General features: G+C 67.7%; 18 protein-coding genes. 7 read left to right on the top strand and 11 right to left on the bottom strand.

Annotation, left to right across the window (positions count from 1 at the left end; genetic code table 11):
- Positions 1-52 precede the first annotated feature (52 nt).
- Both ACZYZ3_RS17645 and ACZYZ3_RS17640 read left to right on the top strand, forming a co-directional pair.
- Entirely contained in the window at positions 53-955 is a 903-nt protein-coding gene (locus ACZYZ3_RS17645) for a right-handed parallel beta-helix repeat-containing protein (RefSeq protein WP_463965104.1), read from the top strand.
- A gap of 287 nt (positions 956-1,242) precedes the next feature.
- Positions 1,243-1,650, top strand: coding sequence for a sterol carrier family protein (locus tag ACZYZ3_RS17640; RefSeq protein ID WP_463965103.1), 408 nt, complete (start codon positions 1,243-1,245; stop codon positions 1,648-1,650).
- 18 nt (positions 1,651-1,668) lie between these two features.
- Here the strand turns inward: ACZYZ3_RS17640 and ACZYZ3_RS17635 are convergent, their stop codons facing one another.
- From ACZYZ3_RS17635 to ACZYZ3_RS17615, 5 genes are all read right to left on the bottom strand, one after another.
- Positions 1,669-2,430: an SDR family oxidoreductase gene (locus ACZYZ3_RS17635; RefSeq protein WP_463965102.1), complete on the bottom strand. Its 762-nt coding sequence runs from the start codon at positions 2,428-2,430 to the stop codon at positions 1,669-1,671.
- Between the two features lie 64 nt (positions 2,431-2,494).
- Positions 2,495-2,794 carry a hypothetical protein gene (locus ACZYZ3_RS17630; protein ID WP_463965101.1) on the bottom strand — a complete coding sequence of 100 codons (300 nt, stop codon included), beginning with the start codon at positions 2,792-2,794 and terminating at the stop codon, positions 2,495-2,497.
- A 64-nt stretch (positions 2,795-2,858) separates the two neighbouring features.
- On the bottom strand, positions 2,859-3,578 hold the full coding sequence (locus tag ACZYZ3_RS17625; RefSeq protein WP_463965100.1) for an HAD family hydrolase: 720 nt from the start codon (positions 3,576-3,578) through the stop codon (positions 2,859-2,861).
- Between the two features lie 43 nt (positions 3,579-3,621).
- Complete coding sequence (locus tag ACZYZ3_RS17620; protein ID WP_463965099.1) at positions 3,622-3,930, bottom strand: YegP family protein; 309 nt, start codon at positions 3,928-3,930, stop codon at positions 3,622-3,624.
- Between the two features lie 121 nt (positions 3,931-4,051).
- Positions 4,052-5,845 carry a glycoside hydrolase family 15 protein gene (locus ACZYZ3_RS17615; RefSeq protein ID WP_463965098.1) on the bottom strand — a complete coding sequence of 598 codons (1,794 nt, stop codon included), beginning with the start codon at positions 5,843-5,845 and terminating at the stop codon, positions 4,052-4,054.
- A gap of 147 nt (positions 5,846-5,992) precedes the next feature.
- Between ACZYZ3_RS17615 and ACZYZ3_RS17610 the strand changes: the two genes are divergently transcribed.
- Both ACZYZ3_RS17610 and ACZYZ3_RS17605 read left to right on the top strand, forming a co-directional pair.
- Positions 5,993-6,748 carry a DUF72 domain-containing protein gene (locus tag ACZYZ3_RS17610; RefSeq protein WP_463965097.1) on the top strand — a complete coding sequence of 252 codons (756 nt, stop codon included), beginning with the start codon at positions 5,993-5,995 and terminating at the stop codon, positions 6,746-6,748.
- Positions 6,749-6,807: 59 nt separating this feature from the next.
- Positions 6,808-7,878 (top strand): App1 family protein phosphatidate phosphatase, encoded by a 1,071-nt coding sequence (locus tag ACZYZ3_RS17605; protein ID WP_463965096.1) that lies wholly within the window; start codon positions 6,808-6,810, stop codon positions 7,876-7,878.
- Positions 7,879-7,888: 10 nt separating this feature from the next.
- Here ACZYZ3_RS17605 and ACZYZ3_RS17600 read toward each other — a convergent pair whose 3' ends face one another.
- From ACZYZ3_RS17600 to ACZYZ3_RS17585, 4 genes are all read right to left on the bottom strand, one after another.
- Complete coding sequence (locus tag ACZYZ3_RS17600) at positions 7,889-9,409, bottom strand: GH1 family beta-glucosidase (protein WP_463965095.1); 1,521 nt, start codon at positions 9,407-9,409, stop codon at positions 7,889-7,891.
- 122 nt (positions 9,410-9,531) lie between these two features.
- Positions 9,532-9,921 carry a hypothetical protein gene (locus tag ACZYZ3_RS17595; RefSeq protein ID WP_463965094.1) on the bottom strand — a complete coding sequence of 130 codons (390 nt, stop codon included), beginning with the start codon at positions 9,919-9,921 and terminating at the stop codon, positions 9,532-9,534.
- Positions 9,922-9,969: 48 nt separating this feature from the next.
- Positions 9,970-10,353 (bottom strand): DnaJ domain-containing protein, encoded by a 384-nt coding sequence (locus ACZYZ3_RS17590; protein WP_463965093.1) that lies wholly within the window; start codon positions 10,351-10,353, stop codon positions 9,970-9,972.
- Positions 10,354-10,467: 114 nt separating this feature from the next.
- Positions 10,468-10,893 (bottom strand): Hsp20/alpha crystallin family protein, encoded by a 426-nt coding sequence (locus ACZYZ3_RS17585; protein ID WP_463965122.1) that lies wholly within the window; start codon positions 10,891-10,893, stop codon positions 10,468-10,470.
- Between the two features lie 174 nt (positions 10,894-11,067).
- On the opposite strand from ACZYZ3_RS17585, the gene ACZYZ3_RS17580 reads away from it, so the two are divergent.
- Entirely contained in the window at positions 11,068-11,361 is a 294-nt protein-coding gene (locus ACZYZ3_RS17580; protein ID WP_463965092.1) for a MerR family transcriptional regulator, read from the top strand.
- Here ACZYZ3_RS17580 and ACZYZ3_RS17575 read toward each other — a convergent pair.
- Together ACZYZ3_RS17575 and ACZYZ3_RS17570 are read right to left on the bottom strand one after the other, a co-directional pair.
- On the bottom strand, positions 11,358-11,693 hold the full coding sequence (locus ACZYZ3_RS17575) for an MmcQ/YjbR family DNA-binding protein (RefSeq protein WP_463965091.1): 336 nt from the start codon (positions 11,691-11,693) through the stop codon (positions 11,358-11,360). The genes ACZYZ3_RS17580 and ACZYZ3_RS17575 overlap by 4 nt on opposite strands.
- Positions 11,694-11,750: 57 nt before the next feature.
- Positions 11,751-12,533, bottom strand: a complete 783-nt coding sequence (locus ACZYZ3_RS17570) for a phosphatase PAP2 family protein (RefSeq protein WP_463965090.1) — start codon at positions 12,531-12,533, stop codon at positions 11,751-11,753.
- A gap of 124 nt (positions 12,534-12,657) precedes the next feature.
- Here ACZYZ3_RS17570 and ACZYZ3_RS17565 point away from each other — a divergent pair, with 124 nt between their 5' ends.
- A complete protein-coding gene (locus ACZYZ3_RS17565; protein WP_463965089.1) occupies positions 12,658-13,764 on the top strand; it encodes a DNA alkylation repair protein in 1,107 nt (368 codons plus the stop codon).
- A 94-nt stretch (positions 13,765-13,858) separates the two neighbouring features.
- Positions 13,859-14,068 (top strand): hypothetical protein, encoded by a 210-nt coding sequence (locus ACZYZ3_RS17560; protein WP_463965088.1) that lies wholly within the window; start codon positions 13,859-13,861, stop codon positions 14,066-14,068.
- The last annotated feature ends 256 nt before the right edge of the window (positions 14,069-14,324 follow it).

The following is a 14,324-nucleotide window of genomic DNA, read 5'->3' as shown; positions in this document are numbered from 1 at the left end:
ACCGTCCGAGTCAGCCACTGCCTTCGCCGCAGCCCCGACGGCTGAAGCACCTGTGGCATCGAATCCCGCGGAAGGGACCGTGACCGTCTCCACCTCCGCCGAACTGGGCAAAGCCCTCTCAGCTGCCCGCCCTGGCCAGACCATCCAGCTCAGGGACGGCGCCTACATCGGGAAGTTCGTCGCCGCAGCTTCCGGCACGGACAAGGCCCCCATCACCCTGACCGGCTCCCGCCAGGCCGTCCTCAGCTCCGGATCCCTGAAATCCGGTTACGGGCTGCACATCACCGGAAGCTACTGGCACATTTCAGGACTGTCCGTCGCAAAGTCAGCCAAGGGAATTGTGCTGGACGGATCCGCCCACACCGTCCTGAGCCAAATCGACGTGGGCAGTATCGGCAGTGAGGCAGTGCACTTCCGCGCCAACAGCACCGACTGCACCATCAGGGACTCGGACATCCACGACACCGGGCTGGCCAAGCCGGGATTCGGTGAGGGAATCTATGTGGGCAGTGCCAAGAGCAACTGGGAGACAGTGATGGGGTCCGCTGCTACACCTGACCGATCAGATCGCGTCCTGATCAGCAACAACCGCATCTCCCGGACGTCCGCCGAAGGAATCGATATCAAGGAAGGCACCACGGGAGGCAAAGTTACCGGAAACAGCTTTTCCGAGGCGGGACACTCCGGAGCCAACTTCGCTGATTCCTGGGTGGACGTCAAGGGCAACGGCTACGTGCTGACCGGCAATTCCGGGTCGACGGCCAAGCTCGACGCCCTGCAGGTCCACAACGTCTTGGACGGCTGGGGCCGGGACAACTTCTTTGCCAGCAACACCGTGCTGGGCGGCGTGCCGGGCTACGAGGTCTGGATCCAGTCCCCTGGCCTGGGCAACACCGTCCGGTGCCAGGCGAGCGGCGCGGGCCGCGGCCTCGCCAACACCCCGTGCACCCCCTGACCCGGACCGCCAGCAAAGTCCGCTGAGTCAGGCCGGATTGCCGGTGGCGCCGTCGCGCGCGTCCCCCAGCAACAGCACGGTCCGGGCTTGGTATGGGCGGCCCCGTGCACGGTACCCAGCCTTTCGCGGTGTAGTCGCTGGCATCAAGGGCATGCCGTCCGTCGACGATGAGCCGTTGGCGGACCCGTTGAATCTCCGTGGCGTAGGGTGAACTGGGCCGCGGTTGGCGGCCCTCCGCAGAGGAGTCCAGTCACTCGGCGCAGGTGCGCCAGTCCGGAGGCACATCCATGACCGTAGCCCGACGCCGTATCGCCCTCGACGAGGGCCGCGCCGCACTTGCAGCGTGGCAGGCAGCCAACGCCCCCGGGCCGGACGCCGCGGATCCCGCCAGCCCTGGCGCCGGCAGCCCGGTCCCCCGCAGCACGCTGGCGACGGCGGTGCGCTACTCGCTGGAGGAGGTCACCGCCCGGGCACCCGGGAATTCAGTGGAGGTGCGCGTTCCGCCGTTCGGCGTCACGCAGTGTGTGGAGGGCCCGCGGCATACCCGCGGCACTCCCCCGAACGTCATAGAGTGCGACGCCGCCACCTGGCTGGCGATGGTCAGCGGGCAGTTGAGCTGGGCGGACGCCGTCGGTGCCGGACGGGTGGCGGCCTCCGGGCTGCGCGCCGACCTGTCCGGCCTGCTGCCGCTCTAGAGGCAAACTGCGCCGGGGCTACCCGCGTCCGATGAACGGCATGCCGGCGGCGGTGATCACGAGGGATCCGATACTCGCGGAGGGCGGCATCCCTGCCATCAGCAGCACCGCGCGCGCGGCGTCCTCAACCGGGAAGGTCGGCTCAACACGGCTGCTGCCGTCGGCCTGCAGCGCCCCGGAGCCGACGCCGATCGTGTCCATCAGCTCCGTGGCCGTGTTGCCGATGTCGATCTGCCCGCAGCTGATGCTGAAGCCGCGGCCGTCGAGTTCAATGCTCTTGGTCAACCCGGTCATGGCGTGTTTGGTGACGGTGTAGGCGACCGTCCGGGGCCGGGGTGAATGCGCGGCGATTGAGCCGTTGTTGATGATCCGCCCGCCCTGGGGGGACTGCGCCTTCATGGCCCGGACAGCGGCAGCAGCGCACAGCATGGACCCGGTCAGGTTCACCGCAACGGTGGCGTCCCAGTCCGCGAGGCGGATCTCGTCCACGGAGGCCGCCGGGCCGAACACGCCGGCATTGTTGAACAGCACGTCCACGCGCCCCCACCGCCCGAGGGCGGCGGCGAAGAGCCGCTCGACGTCGTCGGGCACGGTGACATCGCAGGCAACGGCGAGTGCCTGGGCATGGCCGGCCCCGGTTTCGAGTAGTTGCGCTTCCCGCCGGCCGGCCAGCACCACCCGGTACCCGTCCGCGAGCATGAGCCGGGCGACCGCCCGGCCGATCCCCGAGCCGGCGCCGGTGACTACGGCCACTCGGCCGGGCAGGTGCTGTCGTGTCATCCGGCTAGCGTATGCCCAGATGCCGCAGCAGAACAGTGCCCCGCGCCAACATGGCGGCGACGTGTCACCTGCCGAAGTGCCGGCCGGCGAGGACGCCGGACCAGAACGCGAGTGTCAGCAGTCCCAGACCGGCCAGCACGACGCCGGCCCATTTCTCCGCATCCATGACCAACAGGCCCGGGGCGGCAAACATCTGCTGGGACAGCGGGGCATAGGCAAACCAGCCAAACTCCTCCTGCCGCACCGGCAGCGACAGGAAGACCGCCCCCGCCACCAGCAGGACCGCGCCCAGAAGCGGGACCGCGAGCCGGATCAGCCGGCTCTTAGGGGTCGTTCCGGATCCCTCAGGCTCGGATGGATTCATGCACACACTGTAACCGCTGGTCAGGGGCGGTGGGCGCGGCGGAGGTTCAGGGCCTGCGGCCAGCTCACGCTTGCCGGCCCGGGCGGTCCCGGGCGGCGAGGCGTCCGATGGCACTGTCCCCGAGGTTTTCAAGCAGCGCCCGGGGGCTGGAATAGATTTCGACGGCGCCAGCGTCCCGGAGCTCCGCCTCGCTGGTTCCCCCGCACGTCAGACCGATGGCCGGGATGTCGAGCTTCCCGGCGGCATAGATGTCCCAGACGGCGTCGCCGACGTAGATGGCGTTCGATGCCTGCACGCCTAAGGCGTTGAGGGCCGCGACGAGGATGTCCGGCGCAGGCTTGCTCTCCTTCGCGTCAGCCGAGCTCGTGGCCGCGTCAATGAAGGCGTCGGCGCCGATCGCGGCGCGCAGCACTTCCAGATCCCGGAGGCGGGCGGAGGAGGCCAGCGCCACGGCGAGCCCGACGTCGTGGCATCGCGCCAGCAGCTCGCTGGCGCCATCCAGCGGACGCAGGGCCGGCCAGAAGGTGGCGAACACGGCAGCGTGCGAGGCCATGATCACACCGTCTTCATCCTTGTCCCGGCCGGCCGGCAGCAGCCTGGCGAGGATCCTGTCCCCGCCCATGCCGACCGAGCGGTGGATGCTCGCCATCGGCACGACGTAACCGGCCTGCCGGAACGCCTGCCACCAAGCCAGGGTGTGCAGGTAGACGGAGTCGACCAGGGTGCCGTCGACGTCGAACAGCACGGCTGCCTGGTGCAGGCCGCGGGACGGGGCGGCGGTCATGCGGCCTGCGGGGGCACGGCGGAGGAGGCTGTGAGGATTCTCATCAGAGGTGTGCGCGTGCCCGTTTTCCGGCGGCCAGCGGGCCGCCGGACAAGGAGGCTCCGCGGCCGGCGCCTCCGGCGGTCCTCCTGGACGCCCTGGCCAGTGGCCCCGCCGGCGCGGCCTGCCCGCCGGCACTGCGGTCCCGGATCAGGCCCGTTCCGGCGATTTCGCGTGCTTGGGCGATGCCGGCCACTGCTGCCCGCTTCGTGGGAAACGTGACCGAAATTGCCATCAGGCTGCCTGCTCCGTCAAGAATCCGGATCCGGTAGCCGCCATCGGGCGCGTCCACAAGCTCGAAACATCCAGCCATCGCACACTCCTTTAATCCTCCGCCCCACACTGGGGTATTAGTAAGTATACTTATCGAAAGTCTTGATGAAAACCCTGCCCGACGAACTGATAGCGGGCTTCGGCGCGGGCAGCGTCCCGAATCACCGCTCCGGGCCCGGTGAGTCGCTGCGGCGCACACCGTCCTCGTGCAGTTCCAGGGCGCTCATCACGAGGGCAAAATGGCTGAACGCCTGAGGCGTATTTCCCAGCTGCCGACCGGCATCGATGCTCCATTCCTCGCTCAGGAGTCCGACGTCGTTGCGCAGCGCCAGCAGGCGCTCGAACAGTTCCTGCGCCTCGTGGTGCCGGCCCGCCCCCAGGAGCGCCTCGACCAGCCAGAACGAACAGGCGAGGAACACGCCCTCCCCGCCGGGCAGTCCATCGTCGCATTCTTCGGGCTTGTAGCGGCGCAGGAGGCCATCCTGGGTCAGTTCCCGCTGGACGGCATCTATCGTTCCGATCACGCGCGGGTCATCCGGGGCCAGGAATCCGACGCGCGGGATCAGCAGCAGGCTCGCGTCGAGCTCCGGCCGCCCGTAGGACTGCACGAAGGTGTTCCTGTCGGCATCGAACCCCCTGGCCATGACGTCGGCCCGGATGGTGTCCCGGAGCTCCTCCCAGCGGTCAGCGGGGCCGGCCAGGCCGAAGTCCCGGATTCCCTTCACCATCCGGTCGGCCGCCACCCACGCCATCACCTTGGAGTGGGTGAAGTGCCTTCGGGGTCCGCGCATCTCCCAGAGCCCGTTGTCGGGCCGGTCCCAGGCCGTCTCCAGGTGCTCCATCAGGGCAATCTGCACGTCCCAGGATTCATCGGTGCTTTTGAGCAGTGAGTTCCGGGTCAGGGACAGACAGTCCAGCACCTCGCCCCAGACGTCGAGCTGGAGCTGCCCGGCCGCGCCGTTGCCGGTCCGGACGGGGGCGGAATTCTCGTACCCCCGCAACCAGGGGAGTTCCACCTCGGGGAGGCGGCGCTCGCCATGGATGCCGTACATGATCTGCAGGTCCTTGGGGTCTCCGGCCACTGCCCGCAGCAGCCAGTCCCGCCAGGAGGCGGCCTCCTCCGTGTACCCGGCCGCGAGCAGCGCCTGGAGCGTCAGGGTGGCGTCACGGAGCCAGCAGAATCGGTAGTCCCAGTTCCGTTCGCCGCCGAGCTCCTCCGGCAGGGAGGTGGTCACGGCCGCCACTATCCCTCCGGTCGGGTCGAACGTGAGGGCTTTCAACGTGATCAGCGAGCGCTGCACGGCCGAACGGTAGGGCCCGGTGACCGTGCACTTGGCGGACCAGTGCCGCCAGAATTCCTCAGTCGATGCCATGACTTTTTCCGGGTCCACAGCGCGGGGACGGTCCAGATGGCTCGGCGCCCAGGTCAGCACGAACGGCACGCTTTCCCCCGCTTTGACGGTGAAGTCGCTGATGGTCCGCAGGCGCTCGCCCCGGAGCGGCGCCTGTGTCACGAGGTACGCGGCATCGGGACCGGCGATCGCGTGGATCCCGTGATCGTCGTGGCGGACCCAAGGGACAATGTGGCCGTAGTCGAAACGCAGGACCAGTTCGCCCCGCATTCTGACCGTTCCGCGGATGCCCACGACGATCCGGACGATGTCCGCCACCCCGTCTCGCGGCGGCATGAAGTCGATGACCTTGACCGTTCCGGAGGGCGTCTCCCATTCGGTTTCCAGGATGAGCGTGCCCTTGCGGTAATGCCGTCGTGTGCATTCACCGCCGCCCTCCGGCGCCAGCAGCCAGCGCCCGGCCAGGGGAGTGTCCAGCAGGGCGTTGAAGCAGGCCGGCGAATCGAAGCGAGGCAGGCAGAGCCAATCGATCGAGCCCTCGGTGCTGATCAGGGCCGCAGTGTGCAGATCGCCGACCAGTGCATAATCTTCAATGCGAGCCATGGGACTTACAGTGCCACACCGTTTCCCCCCGGGACTAGGATCCATAGATGCTGAAACGGAACGTCGGAACAACGTCCCTGCAGGTTTCGGCGCTCGGATTCGGCGCCGGGCACATCGGCTCTGACGACCGGGAAAGGGGATGGTGGAATGGACCACGGCGCAACCACGTATGGACCTGTGCACATCGGCACCAGCGGCTGGAGCTATGACCACTGGGAGCACGTGCTCTACCGGCCGGGGCTGCCGGCACGGGAGCGGCTGGCGCACTACGCGGCCCGCTTCACAACAGTGGAGCTCAACGCCAGCTTCTACCGGTGGCCCCGGGACACGTCCTTCGCCAGCTGGCGCCGGCGGCTTCCGCCGGGGTTCCTGCTATCCGTCAAGGCCCCTCGCGGGTTGACGCACGGGAAGAAGCTGTATGCCCCGGAGGTCTGGATCGAGCGGATCGCCCGGTGCTGGCATGAACTCGCCGAGAAACGGGCGGTGCTGCTGGTCCAGCTGCCGCCGGATTTCGCCCGGGACGACACACGGCTGGAGTACTTCCTGTCGGCGCTGCCAGACTGGATCCGGGTCAGCGTGGAATTCCGCCACCCGAGCTGGGATGCGCCGGAGGTCTACACGCTGCTGGAACGCCATGGCGCCGCCTACTGCGTCATGAGCGGCGCCGGGCTGCCGTGCGTCCTCCGGGCCACCGCACCGTTCGTCTACGTCCGGCTGCATGGCCCGGACCGGGAGTACCTCTACGGCGGCTCCTACTCGGACGACGAGCTGCGCTGGTGGGCGGACCGGATCCGCGAATGGCAGGCGGCAGGCAAGGAAGTCTTTGTGTATTTCAACAACGACGGCGGCGGGAATGCCGTGCGTAACGCCATGGTGCTGAGGGAACTGCTGGGCGGCGCCTGAACCGTGGCTTTTCCGGACGCAGTCCGCACCGGGACGGACCCTTGTGGGAGAGTGGAGGCATGGAATTGGCGTCACAGGAATCTCCCCGTCAGCAACTAGTCACCGGCAACCGGGCGTTTCGCCTGGCGCACCGGGTCTCAGACACCGTTAACCGTGCCCGCCTGAAGGCGGCCCGGCGCTGGGACTTTGTCCCAACAACCGTCGCCTACCAAGGCTACGGCTCCACCACCTGGGTCCGGGTCCTCGGCCGGGTGGTACTGACCAGCAGACTCCATCCTGGCAGCCGGACTGAGCAGGCAGCGCAGAACGGCAACCAGAACATCCGCGGCTGGCGGGCGTTCACGTCCGTCCCCATCCAGTATTCCGAGGTGGAGATCGAGATCGGCGGGGTGACCGCACGGGTGCATGCGGACCGCGGCGGACTAGTGGACACCGTCGTGCAGGTGAAGCTCACCCCGGGCTGGCACACCGCGGTGCTGCGCGCCGAGGGGACCAAGCCTGCCTCGGCGAAGATCTTCGTCATTTCCCCCGAGACCAAGCTGGGGATCGTGTCAGACATCGATGACACGATCATGATCACGGCGCTCCCCCGCCCGTTCCTTGCGCTCTGGAATACCTTTGTGCTCAACGAGCGCGCCCGGATGGCGACGCCCGGGATGGCCGTGCTGATGGACCGGATCAGGGTGGAGTACCCGGAGGCCCCGGTCATTTACCTGTCCACCGGACCGTGGAACGCCGCCCCGACCCTGGCGCGCTTTATCACCCGCAACATGTACCCCTCCGGCGCCCTGCTGCTCACCGACTGGGGCCTTACCCACGACCGATGGTTCCGCAGCGGCCAGGAGCACAAACGCCGCAACCTGGAACTGCTCGCCGAGGAGTTCCCGAACATGCGCTGGCTGCTCTTCGGGGACAACGGCCAGCATGACGAAGCGATCTACTCGCACTTCGCCCAGCAGCACGGCCATTTGGTGGCCGCCATCGGAATCCGGCAACTCTCCGCCAGCGAGGCCGTCCTGGCCGGCGGGCACTCGGAGAACCGTGACCACACGGGCTCCACGGTTCCGTGGATCTACTCCCCGGACGGTGCAGGCATGGCTAAAAGTCTGCAGGATCTGGAGATTCTCTAGGCGTGATCGACTACTGGCCTGCGGGCTGGGCGTCGGCGGTGTCGGACGCGGCCGGCTCGACGCCGGCGTCGGTGGTCTCCGGGACGGCGTCCCGGTGCCGGGCCGAGAGGACTTCCTGGAGCCAGTAATACGAGGCCTTCTTGGTGCGCTCCTGGGTTTTGCGGTCCACGTGCAGAAGCCCAAATTGCTGCTTGTAGCCGCCCGACCATTCGAAATTGTCCATCAGTGACCACACGTAGTACCCGCGAAGCTCAACCGACTCTGCAGCGCCCCCGGGTGATGTCGCTTCCACGGCGGTGGCAATGTGGTCCGCCAGGTAGCGCACGCGGCGTTCGTCCGGGATGATCAGTCCGCCGTCCGGGTCCCGGATCTCGAGGTCTTCGAAACTCGCCCCACCCTCGGTGATATAGACGGGGGGAAGGTTCGGGTAGCGCTCAGCCATCTCCGCGAGCGCGACGGACATGTACTCCGGTTTTATGGGCCAGCCGTAGGCGGTGGTCTCGGTGTCCGGGAACGAGACAATGTGGAACGGGGAGCCGGGTGCGGAGCCGCTCAGGTCATCGCCCATCGCCTCGGCCATCCCCTTGGGCACCGCGCCGTCGCCCGGGCCGGACGCCACACGCGTTGGCATGTAGTAGTTCAGCCCGTAGAAGTCCAGCGGCTGCGAGATCAGCTTCATGTCTTCGCTGGACGGGCTGAAGGAGGAGAAGAACGTGGCGGCCCGGATGGTGTCGGGGTACTTGCCGAGAAGGACGGGGTCCGCGTAGAGCCGGTTCTGCGCCATGTCCATAAGTCCGGCGCTGAGCTTGTCCAGGGGGTTGATCGAGGCGGGCACCATCGGCGAATAGACATTCGTGATCCCGATGTCGCCCGGTACGTTGGCGGCCCTGAGCGCCTGCAGCGACAAACCGTGGCCCAGCAGCTGGTGGTGGACGCTGGGCAGGGCTTTCAGCATGAGAGCTTCGCCCGGCGCGTGCATCCCCAGCATGTAGCCGTTGGTGCTGACCGTGGCGGGTTCGTTGACCGTCACCCAGCGGGCCACACGGTCTCCATACGCGGCCGCCGCGATCGCCGCGAACTCCCCCAGCCGGTAGGCCGTGTCCCTGTTCATCCAGCCGCCGGCCTCATCCAGTTCCAGCGGCGTGTCCCAGTGGTACAGCGTGGCCATCGGCGCGATCCCGTTGGCCAGCAGCAGGTCGATCAACCGGTCATAGAAGTCGAGGCCCGCGGGATTGACCGGCCCGCTGCCGCCGGGCTGGATGCGTGACCAGGACAGGGAGAACCGGTAGGAGTCGACCCCGAGTTCCTTCATCAGGGCCACGTCTTCGGGCATCCGGTGGTAGTGGTCGCACGCAATCGCGGGGCTGTGGTCCCCCACGATCGCACCGGGCCTGGCGGCGAAGTGGTCCCAGCCCGAGGGACCGCGTCCGTCCTCATCCAGCGCACCTTCGATCTGGAAGGCTGCAGTCGCCACGCCGAGGGTGAAACGCGGCGGCAGCAGGGCGGCCAGGTCCTTGGCTGATGCTTTCATCAGTGAATTCCCCTAGGTAGTTTCGGGCAGTTGACTGATTTTAGGCCGCGGCGCATCCCGGCGCCACGACCGGCGCCCGCGTGCCCGGCCCGCCTGCGGCCCGGAATTACTCCCGAGGAACCTCAGTACGCCGCGGCCTCAGGCCCGAACAGGAATTGTTTGGCGTGCGCGACGGCCTTTTTGAACGCGTCGTTCCGCAGCACCAGGAGGCTTTCGGTATCATCCGCGGAGGGTTCCAGATAACTTGTGTACCCCGGCCGCAACACCCAGATATCGCCGCCCGGCGGCAGATAGAAGACACCGAAGGAGCGGTGCTGGCTGTCATCGGCGGTCCAGACAGGGACCACCGCGAGCGCGGCCCCGGTGTCAATGTTGATCCACTGGGCCCGCGGCAGCGGCGCTTCGTGGGCTTCCGGGTCCAGGAACGGGGCTGTGCCCTTGCCCCAACGCGTCTCGAAACGCTCGTGGAAGACCGGCATCAGGTGCGAATCGTAGCGGCGCCATGCGCTCATGGCCGCCCTCCTTCTCTTGTGCTTCTTGGCTGGCTGCCTGCGCTCCGGTCACAGCGGACCTCGCTCCCACCGCACCGGGGTAACCCGAAGGGCCGGGCGCTCCCGCCGGTGGTGACGCACCGGAATCTCCTGGCCTTCGGGGGGTGTGCGGCCGGGCCTGGAAGACAGCGCCGCTGCCGCTGCCGGATCGTACTCCGCCCTGGATCCGGGATCCCGAAGGACCGCGAAGGACTCCAGGATGCGCCGCGCGTCGTCCCCGCCGGTGTTCCCGGCACCTTTCCCGGCCCCGGTTCTGGTTCCGGCACCGGCGGCGGCTTCGACGTCGGGATGGCGGAGGCGCATCAGCGCCCGGAAGGCGTGCTGGATCTCGGCCGCCGTCGCGTCCGGCGTCACGTGCAAGGCAGCGTAGTAGCCCCGGGGGTCCCGATTCATCGATTCACCGCCCTCTGGACGGACCGGGCGGGGACCAGACGGCGCCGGCTGCTCCCGGTGCCCTCTGGTCCCCGCGCTGATCGACGGCTCGACGGTGTGCGTCCGCCGCCGCAGCTACTTCCCGATCTCCTGCATCGTGTCCTGTGTGTGCGTGATTTCAATCTTCCGCGGCTTGGCCTGTTCCAGCACCGGAATGCGGAGCGTCAGGACGCCGTCGGCGTAGATTGCCTTGACCCTCTCGGTGTCGAGGGTGTCGCCGAGGATGAGCTGGCGGCTGAACACGCCGCGCGGCCGTTCCGAGGCGATCAGCTCAACGTTGGGCTGGGTCGGGTCGCGCCGCTCAGCCCGGACGGTGAGGATGTTGCGCTCAATGTCGAGGTCCACCGAGTCAACGTTAACGCCGGGCAGATCGAAAGCGACGACGAATTCGCCGTCTTCCTGCCATGCGTCCATCGGCATGGCCGCGGGCCGTGCCGCCGTTCCGAAGACCTGCTGGGTCAGCCGGTCCAGTTCACGGAACGGGTCCGTGCGCATCAACATCATTTCCCACTCCTTCATGCGAGAGTTCTGTTTTCTTAAGGTATCCAACCAACCTGACTATGTGTGATGGTGGATATAGATTTTTTATAGCACCGGTGCAACACTGATGCAAGGACAAAAAGTCGCGGTCCGCCGGATTCGGCGACTGACGACTGCAGACTGCAAGGGAGCACCGTGACGGAACGTGGACAGGATCCGGGCGTCTACGCGATCTCCGTGGTGGCCCACTTGGTCGGGACCGGGCAGCAGAACATCAGGCTTTACGAGCGGAGGGGCCTGCTGACGCCGGACCGCACCGCCGGGGGAACGCGGCAGTACAGCAACGCGGATTTGGCGGTGCTGCGGCGGATCAGCGAACTGCTGGAGGAGGGGCTGAACCTGGCCGGGGTCGCCAAGGTGCTGGAGCTGGAGGCTGTCAACGCCCGGCTGCAGGGCGAGCTGAACCGCCTCCGCTCGCGCCGGAGCTAAGAGCTCCGGCGCGTGGACTTACGCCCGGGACTTCCGGCCCCGGCGAGGCGGTGGGATTCCTCAAGGAGTTCTACCAGTTCCTCGGTACCGATCCGCTCCAGCCGCACCAACACGAGCTGCGGCGAAGGCTCGTGGTGCGGGGTCCAGAAGAAGGTGTCCGGGTCCGTTCCGGCGAGGGCCTCGCGTTCCTCGGTCTTGACCGTGAGCACGCCTTCTTCCCAGATCCTGGCCATGAGCGTGGCCGCGAACCAGGCCGGCTGGCCCCAGCTGGGCCGTTCAACAACGCCCGGCAGCGCCAGGGCCGCGCGGCGGACATCCTCTTCGGTGGCCATGGCCCCACTGTCGCACCGGCGCCGGGGCGGGACAAGAGGCTGCCAACCTGGGTGGTCTTAGGTCTGGCTGGTGTCGGCCTTGGAAAGCGTTCCGGTGATCTGCTCACCGCGGATACGGGCGGTCCGCCAGGTGTCCAGGGCGATCACGCCGCCCAGGATCACGAACGAGATGGACAGCGAAGCCAGCGCGTCGGTCAGCCAGTGGTAGCCCAGGTAGAGCCGGCTCACTGCGGCGAAGAAGATCCCGGCGCCGGCCAGCAGGAAACCCGCGACGGCCGCCAGGCGGTTGTGCCGACGGGAGAAGACCAGGAAGGCGCTGACCAGCAGAAAGTCGCAGGCGCCCAGGACATGGCCGGACGGGAAGGAGAAGGTGTAGTCCGCGCCGAAGAGCATAAGGTCCACGGGCGGGCGCTGGCGCCCGACGGTGCGCCCGATGATCTGGGCAAGGATTACGCCGGTGAGCATGGCGCCGGCCAGGAGCATCGGCCGCCAGGCGTGCTTGGCCAGCAGGCCCCAGGCCACCGTGACCACGAGGATGATGATCGGCAGGGCAACGGGGCCGAAAATGATCGCGAGGATGATCATGCTCGTGGTGAGCGGCTCGGAGCGGAGGGTCAGGAGCCAGGAACGGACCGGTTCATCGCCGGCCGTGAGGCCGTCCTGCTTGAGGACCCCGGCAAGGATCGAGAAGAACAGCACGGCGCCAAGAATCATGAGGCCGACGGCGATCCGGTACAGGTTCTTCCGGTCCCGCTCGCTCATGTAGCGTTCCTCGACCACGAACTTGTCGTGGAAAACCCGCCACCGGCCGGGCGATTTCCCGGTAGTCTCCTCTGCCATTCCCGTCTCCGCCCCTGCGCCGTGTGTGGTCATATCCTTCGTGAAGAATATCCCGGTTCCGGTGCCGCTGCAGGCGCTGGTGCTGCCCGGCAGCCCCGGAGCGCTCGCCCGGTAGCCTGAAGCCATGGGCGTGATGAATGAACTGATCAACCCGGGCGTGGTCCGCTCGCTGGAGCGGATTCTCGCCACGGCCGCACCGGGCCGCAGCTTGACCCGCTTGGCCGCAACGGCCGGGAAACTCGACGAGCTGAGCCTGCGGGAACGCACTGACCTCCTGAGCCGCGCCCTGCTGGCTGACCTGCCCGGCGACTACTCCGCCACCGCAGTCATCTTCCGCCGGGCGCTGGAGGATCCGGACTTCACCGGCTGGATGATCTGGCCCGTGACCGAGACAGCCGCCACCCTCGCCCTGGCCCGCAAGGAAACCGGCGACTTCGAGGACTGCCTGGCCCTCCTCGCCGAGCTGACGCCGCGCCTCACCGCAGAATTCGCGATCCGGCGGCTCCTCGCAGCAGATCTGGACCGCACACTGGCCGTTATCCAGGCCTGGACCTCCCACCCGGACTGGCAGGTCCGCCGGCTCGCCAGCGAGGGCACCCGGGCCTACCTGCCGTGGGCGATCCGCGTCCCGGAGATCACGGACCGGCCCGCCGCGACCCTGCCGATCCTCGATGCCCTGTACCGGGACCCGGTCGAGGACGTCCGCCGCTCGGTAGCCAACCACCTCAACGATCTGGCCCGCCATGCCCCCGACGAGGTGGTTGCCACGGCGGCCCGATGGCTGGCCGCCCCGGACGCGAACACGCCCAGGGTGGTCCGGCACGGGCTCCGGACCCTGCTCAAGAAGGCCCACCCCGGCGCGCTGGCGCTGCTGGGGTTCCCGCCGGCGTCGCTCGCCGTGACGCCGCCGCGGCTGGACAGCACCGTCGTCGAGCTTCCCGGAGAGCTTGCCTTCGATTTCGAGGTGTCCAATGTCGGGCCGGCGGAGGCCCGGCTCGCCGTTGACTATGTGGTGCATTATGCCAAGGCGAACGGCACCCGCGCGGAGAAGGTTTTCAAGCTCGGAACGGCGGTCCTTGGGCCGGGCGAGTCCGCGAGATTCTCGAAGCGCCATGCTTTGCGCCAAATGACGACGCGGCGCCATCATCCCGGCGTGCATCTACTGGAACTGCAGGTCAACGGCGTGCGGTACGCGCCGACCGAATTCCTGGTCCGGACCGGGAGCGTTTAGGGCCGGCGCGGCGATTTGACGCGCCGATAAATATGACGTTATTGTCGCTTCGATCATTGGGGCCGATGAGCAATACCCAAGAAGGAACAGAGCGATGACCACAGCAACCGAGTGCATTGAGATCCAGGTCGACAGCCGTCAGGTCCTTGACGAACGGCTCGACGACGCCGTCCGCGGCCTCCAGCAGCTCGCCATGGAAACCGGGACGCAGGGGATCCTGCTCACCCGGCACAAGGCCGGCCACTACACGGCGGCGCTGTCCGACCAGGTGCCCTTCGGCATGACCCGGGAACTCATCCACTGACCCTGGCGGAGCGTGGGTGCCTGACGCAGGCGCCTGCCTGCAGCGCACAAACCAGGTCCCGGGCGGCGGAGCATCGACTCCCGCCCGGGACCTTTTTGTGCCAGGTCTAATTTGTGCCAGGTCCCGTTGGGCAGGGACGGTCAGGCGGAAACGCCCAGGCACGGCGCCGTCACCAGTCGTGGACCGTTCCGTCGACGAGGCGGTTGTAGGGCAGGTAGGCCTGCTGGTAGGGGTAGCTGTTGGCGGCTTCCTCGTT

The organism is Pseudarthrobacter linnaei, from assembly GCF_055412825.1.
The sequence above is the reverse complement of the archived record's forward strand: the minus strand, read 5'-3'. Positions and strand labels throughout refer to the sequence as shown.

Coding starts and splice junctions, on each gene's coding strand:
- ACZYZ3_RS17640 (WP_463965103.1), top strand. CDS start 1,243: ATGACCGTAGCCCGACGCCGTATCGCCCTCGACGAGGGCCGCGCCGCA.
- ACZYZ3_RS17635 (WP_463965102.1), bottom strand. CDS start 2,430: ATGACACGACAGCACCTGCCCGGCCGAGTGGCCGTAGTCACCGGCGCC.
- ACZYZ3_RS17630 (WP_463965101.1), bottom strand. CDS start 2,794: ATGAATCCATCCGAGCCTGAGGGATCCGGAACGACCCCTAAGAGCCGG.
- ACZYZ3_RS17625 (WP_463965100.1), bottom strand. CDS start 3,578: ATGACCGCCGCCCCGTCCCGCGGCCTGCACCAGGCAGCCGTGCTGTTC.
- ACZYZ3_RS17620 (WP_463965099.1), bottom strand. CDS start 3,930: ATGGCTGGATGTTTCGAGCTTGTGGACGCGCCCGATGGCGGCTACCGG.
- ACZYZ3_RS17615 (WP_463965098.1), bottom strand. CDS start 5,845: ATGGCTCGCATTGAAGATTATGCACTGGTCGGCGATCTGCACACTGCG.
- ACZYZ3_RS17610 (WP_463965097.1), top strand. CDS start 5,993: ATGGACCACGGCGCAACCACGTATGGACCTGTGCACATCGGCACCAGC.
- ACZYZ3_RS17605 (WP_463965096.1), top strand. CDS start 6,808: ATGGAATTGGCGTCACAGGAATCTCCCCGTCAGCAACTAGTCACCGGC.
- ACZYZ3_RS17600 (WP_463965095.1), bottom strand. CDS start 9,409: ATGAAAGCATCAGCCAAGGACCTGGCCGCCCTGCTGCCGCCGCGTTTC.
- ACZYZ3_RS17595 (WP_463965094.1), bottom strand. CDS start 9,921: ATGAGCGCATGGCGCCGCTACGATTCGCACCTGATGCCGGTCTTCCAC.
- ACZYZ3_RS17590 (WP_463965093.1), bottom strand. CDS start 10,353: ATGAATCGGGACCCCCGGGGCTACTACGCTGCCTTGCACGTGACGCCG.
- ACZYZ3_RS17585 (WP_463965122.1), bottom strand. CDS start 10,893: ATGTTGATGCGCACGGACCCGTTCCGTGAACTGGACCGGCTGACCCAG.
- ACZYZ3_RS17575 (WP_463965091.1), bottom strand. CDS start 11,693: ATGGCCACCGAAGAGGATGTCCGCCGCGCGGCCCTGGCGCTGCCGGGC.
- ACZYZ3_RS17570 (WP_463965090.1), bottom strand. CDS start 12,533: ATGGCAGAGGAGACTACCGGGAAATCGCCCGGCCGGTGGCGGGTTTTC.
- ACZYZ3_RS17565 (WP_463965089.1), top strand. CDS start 12,658: ATGGGCGTGATGAATGAACTGATCAACCCGGGCGTGGTCCGCTCGCTG.
- ACZYZ3_RS17560 (WP_463965088.1), top strand. CDS start 13,859: ATGACCACAGCAACCGAGTGCATTGAGATCCAGGTCGACAGCCGTCAG.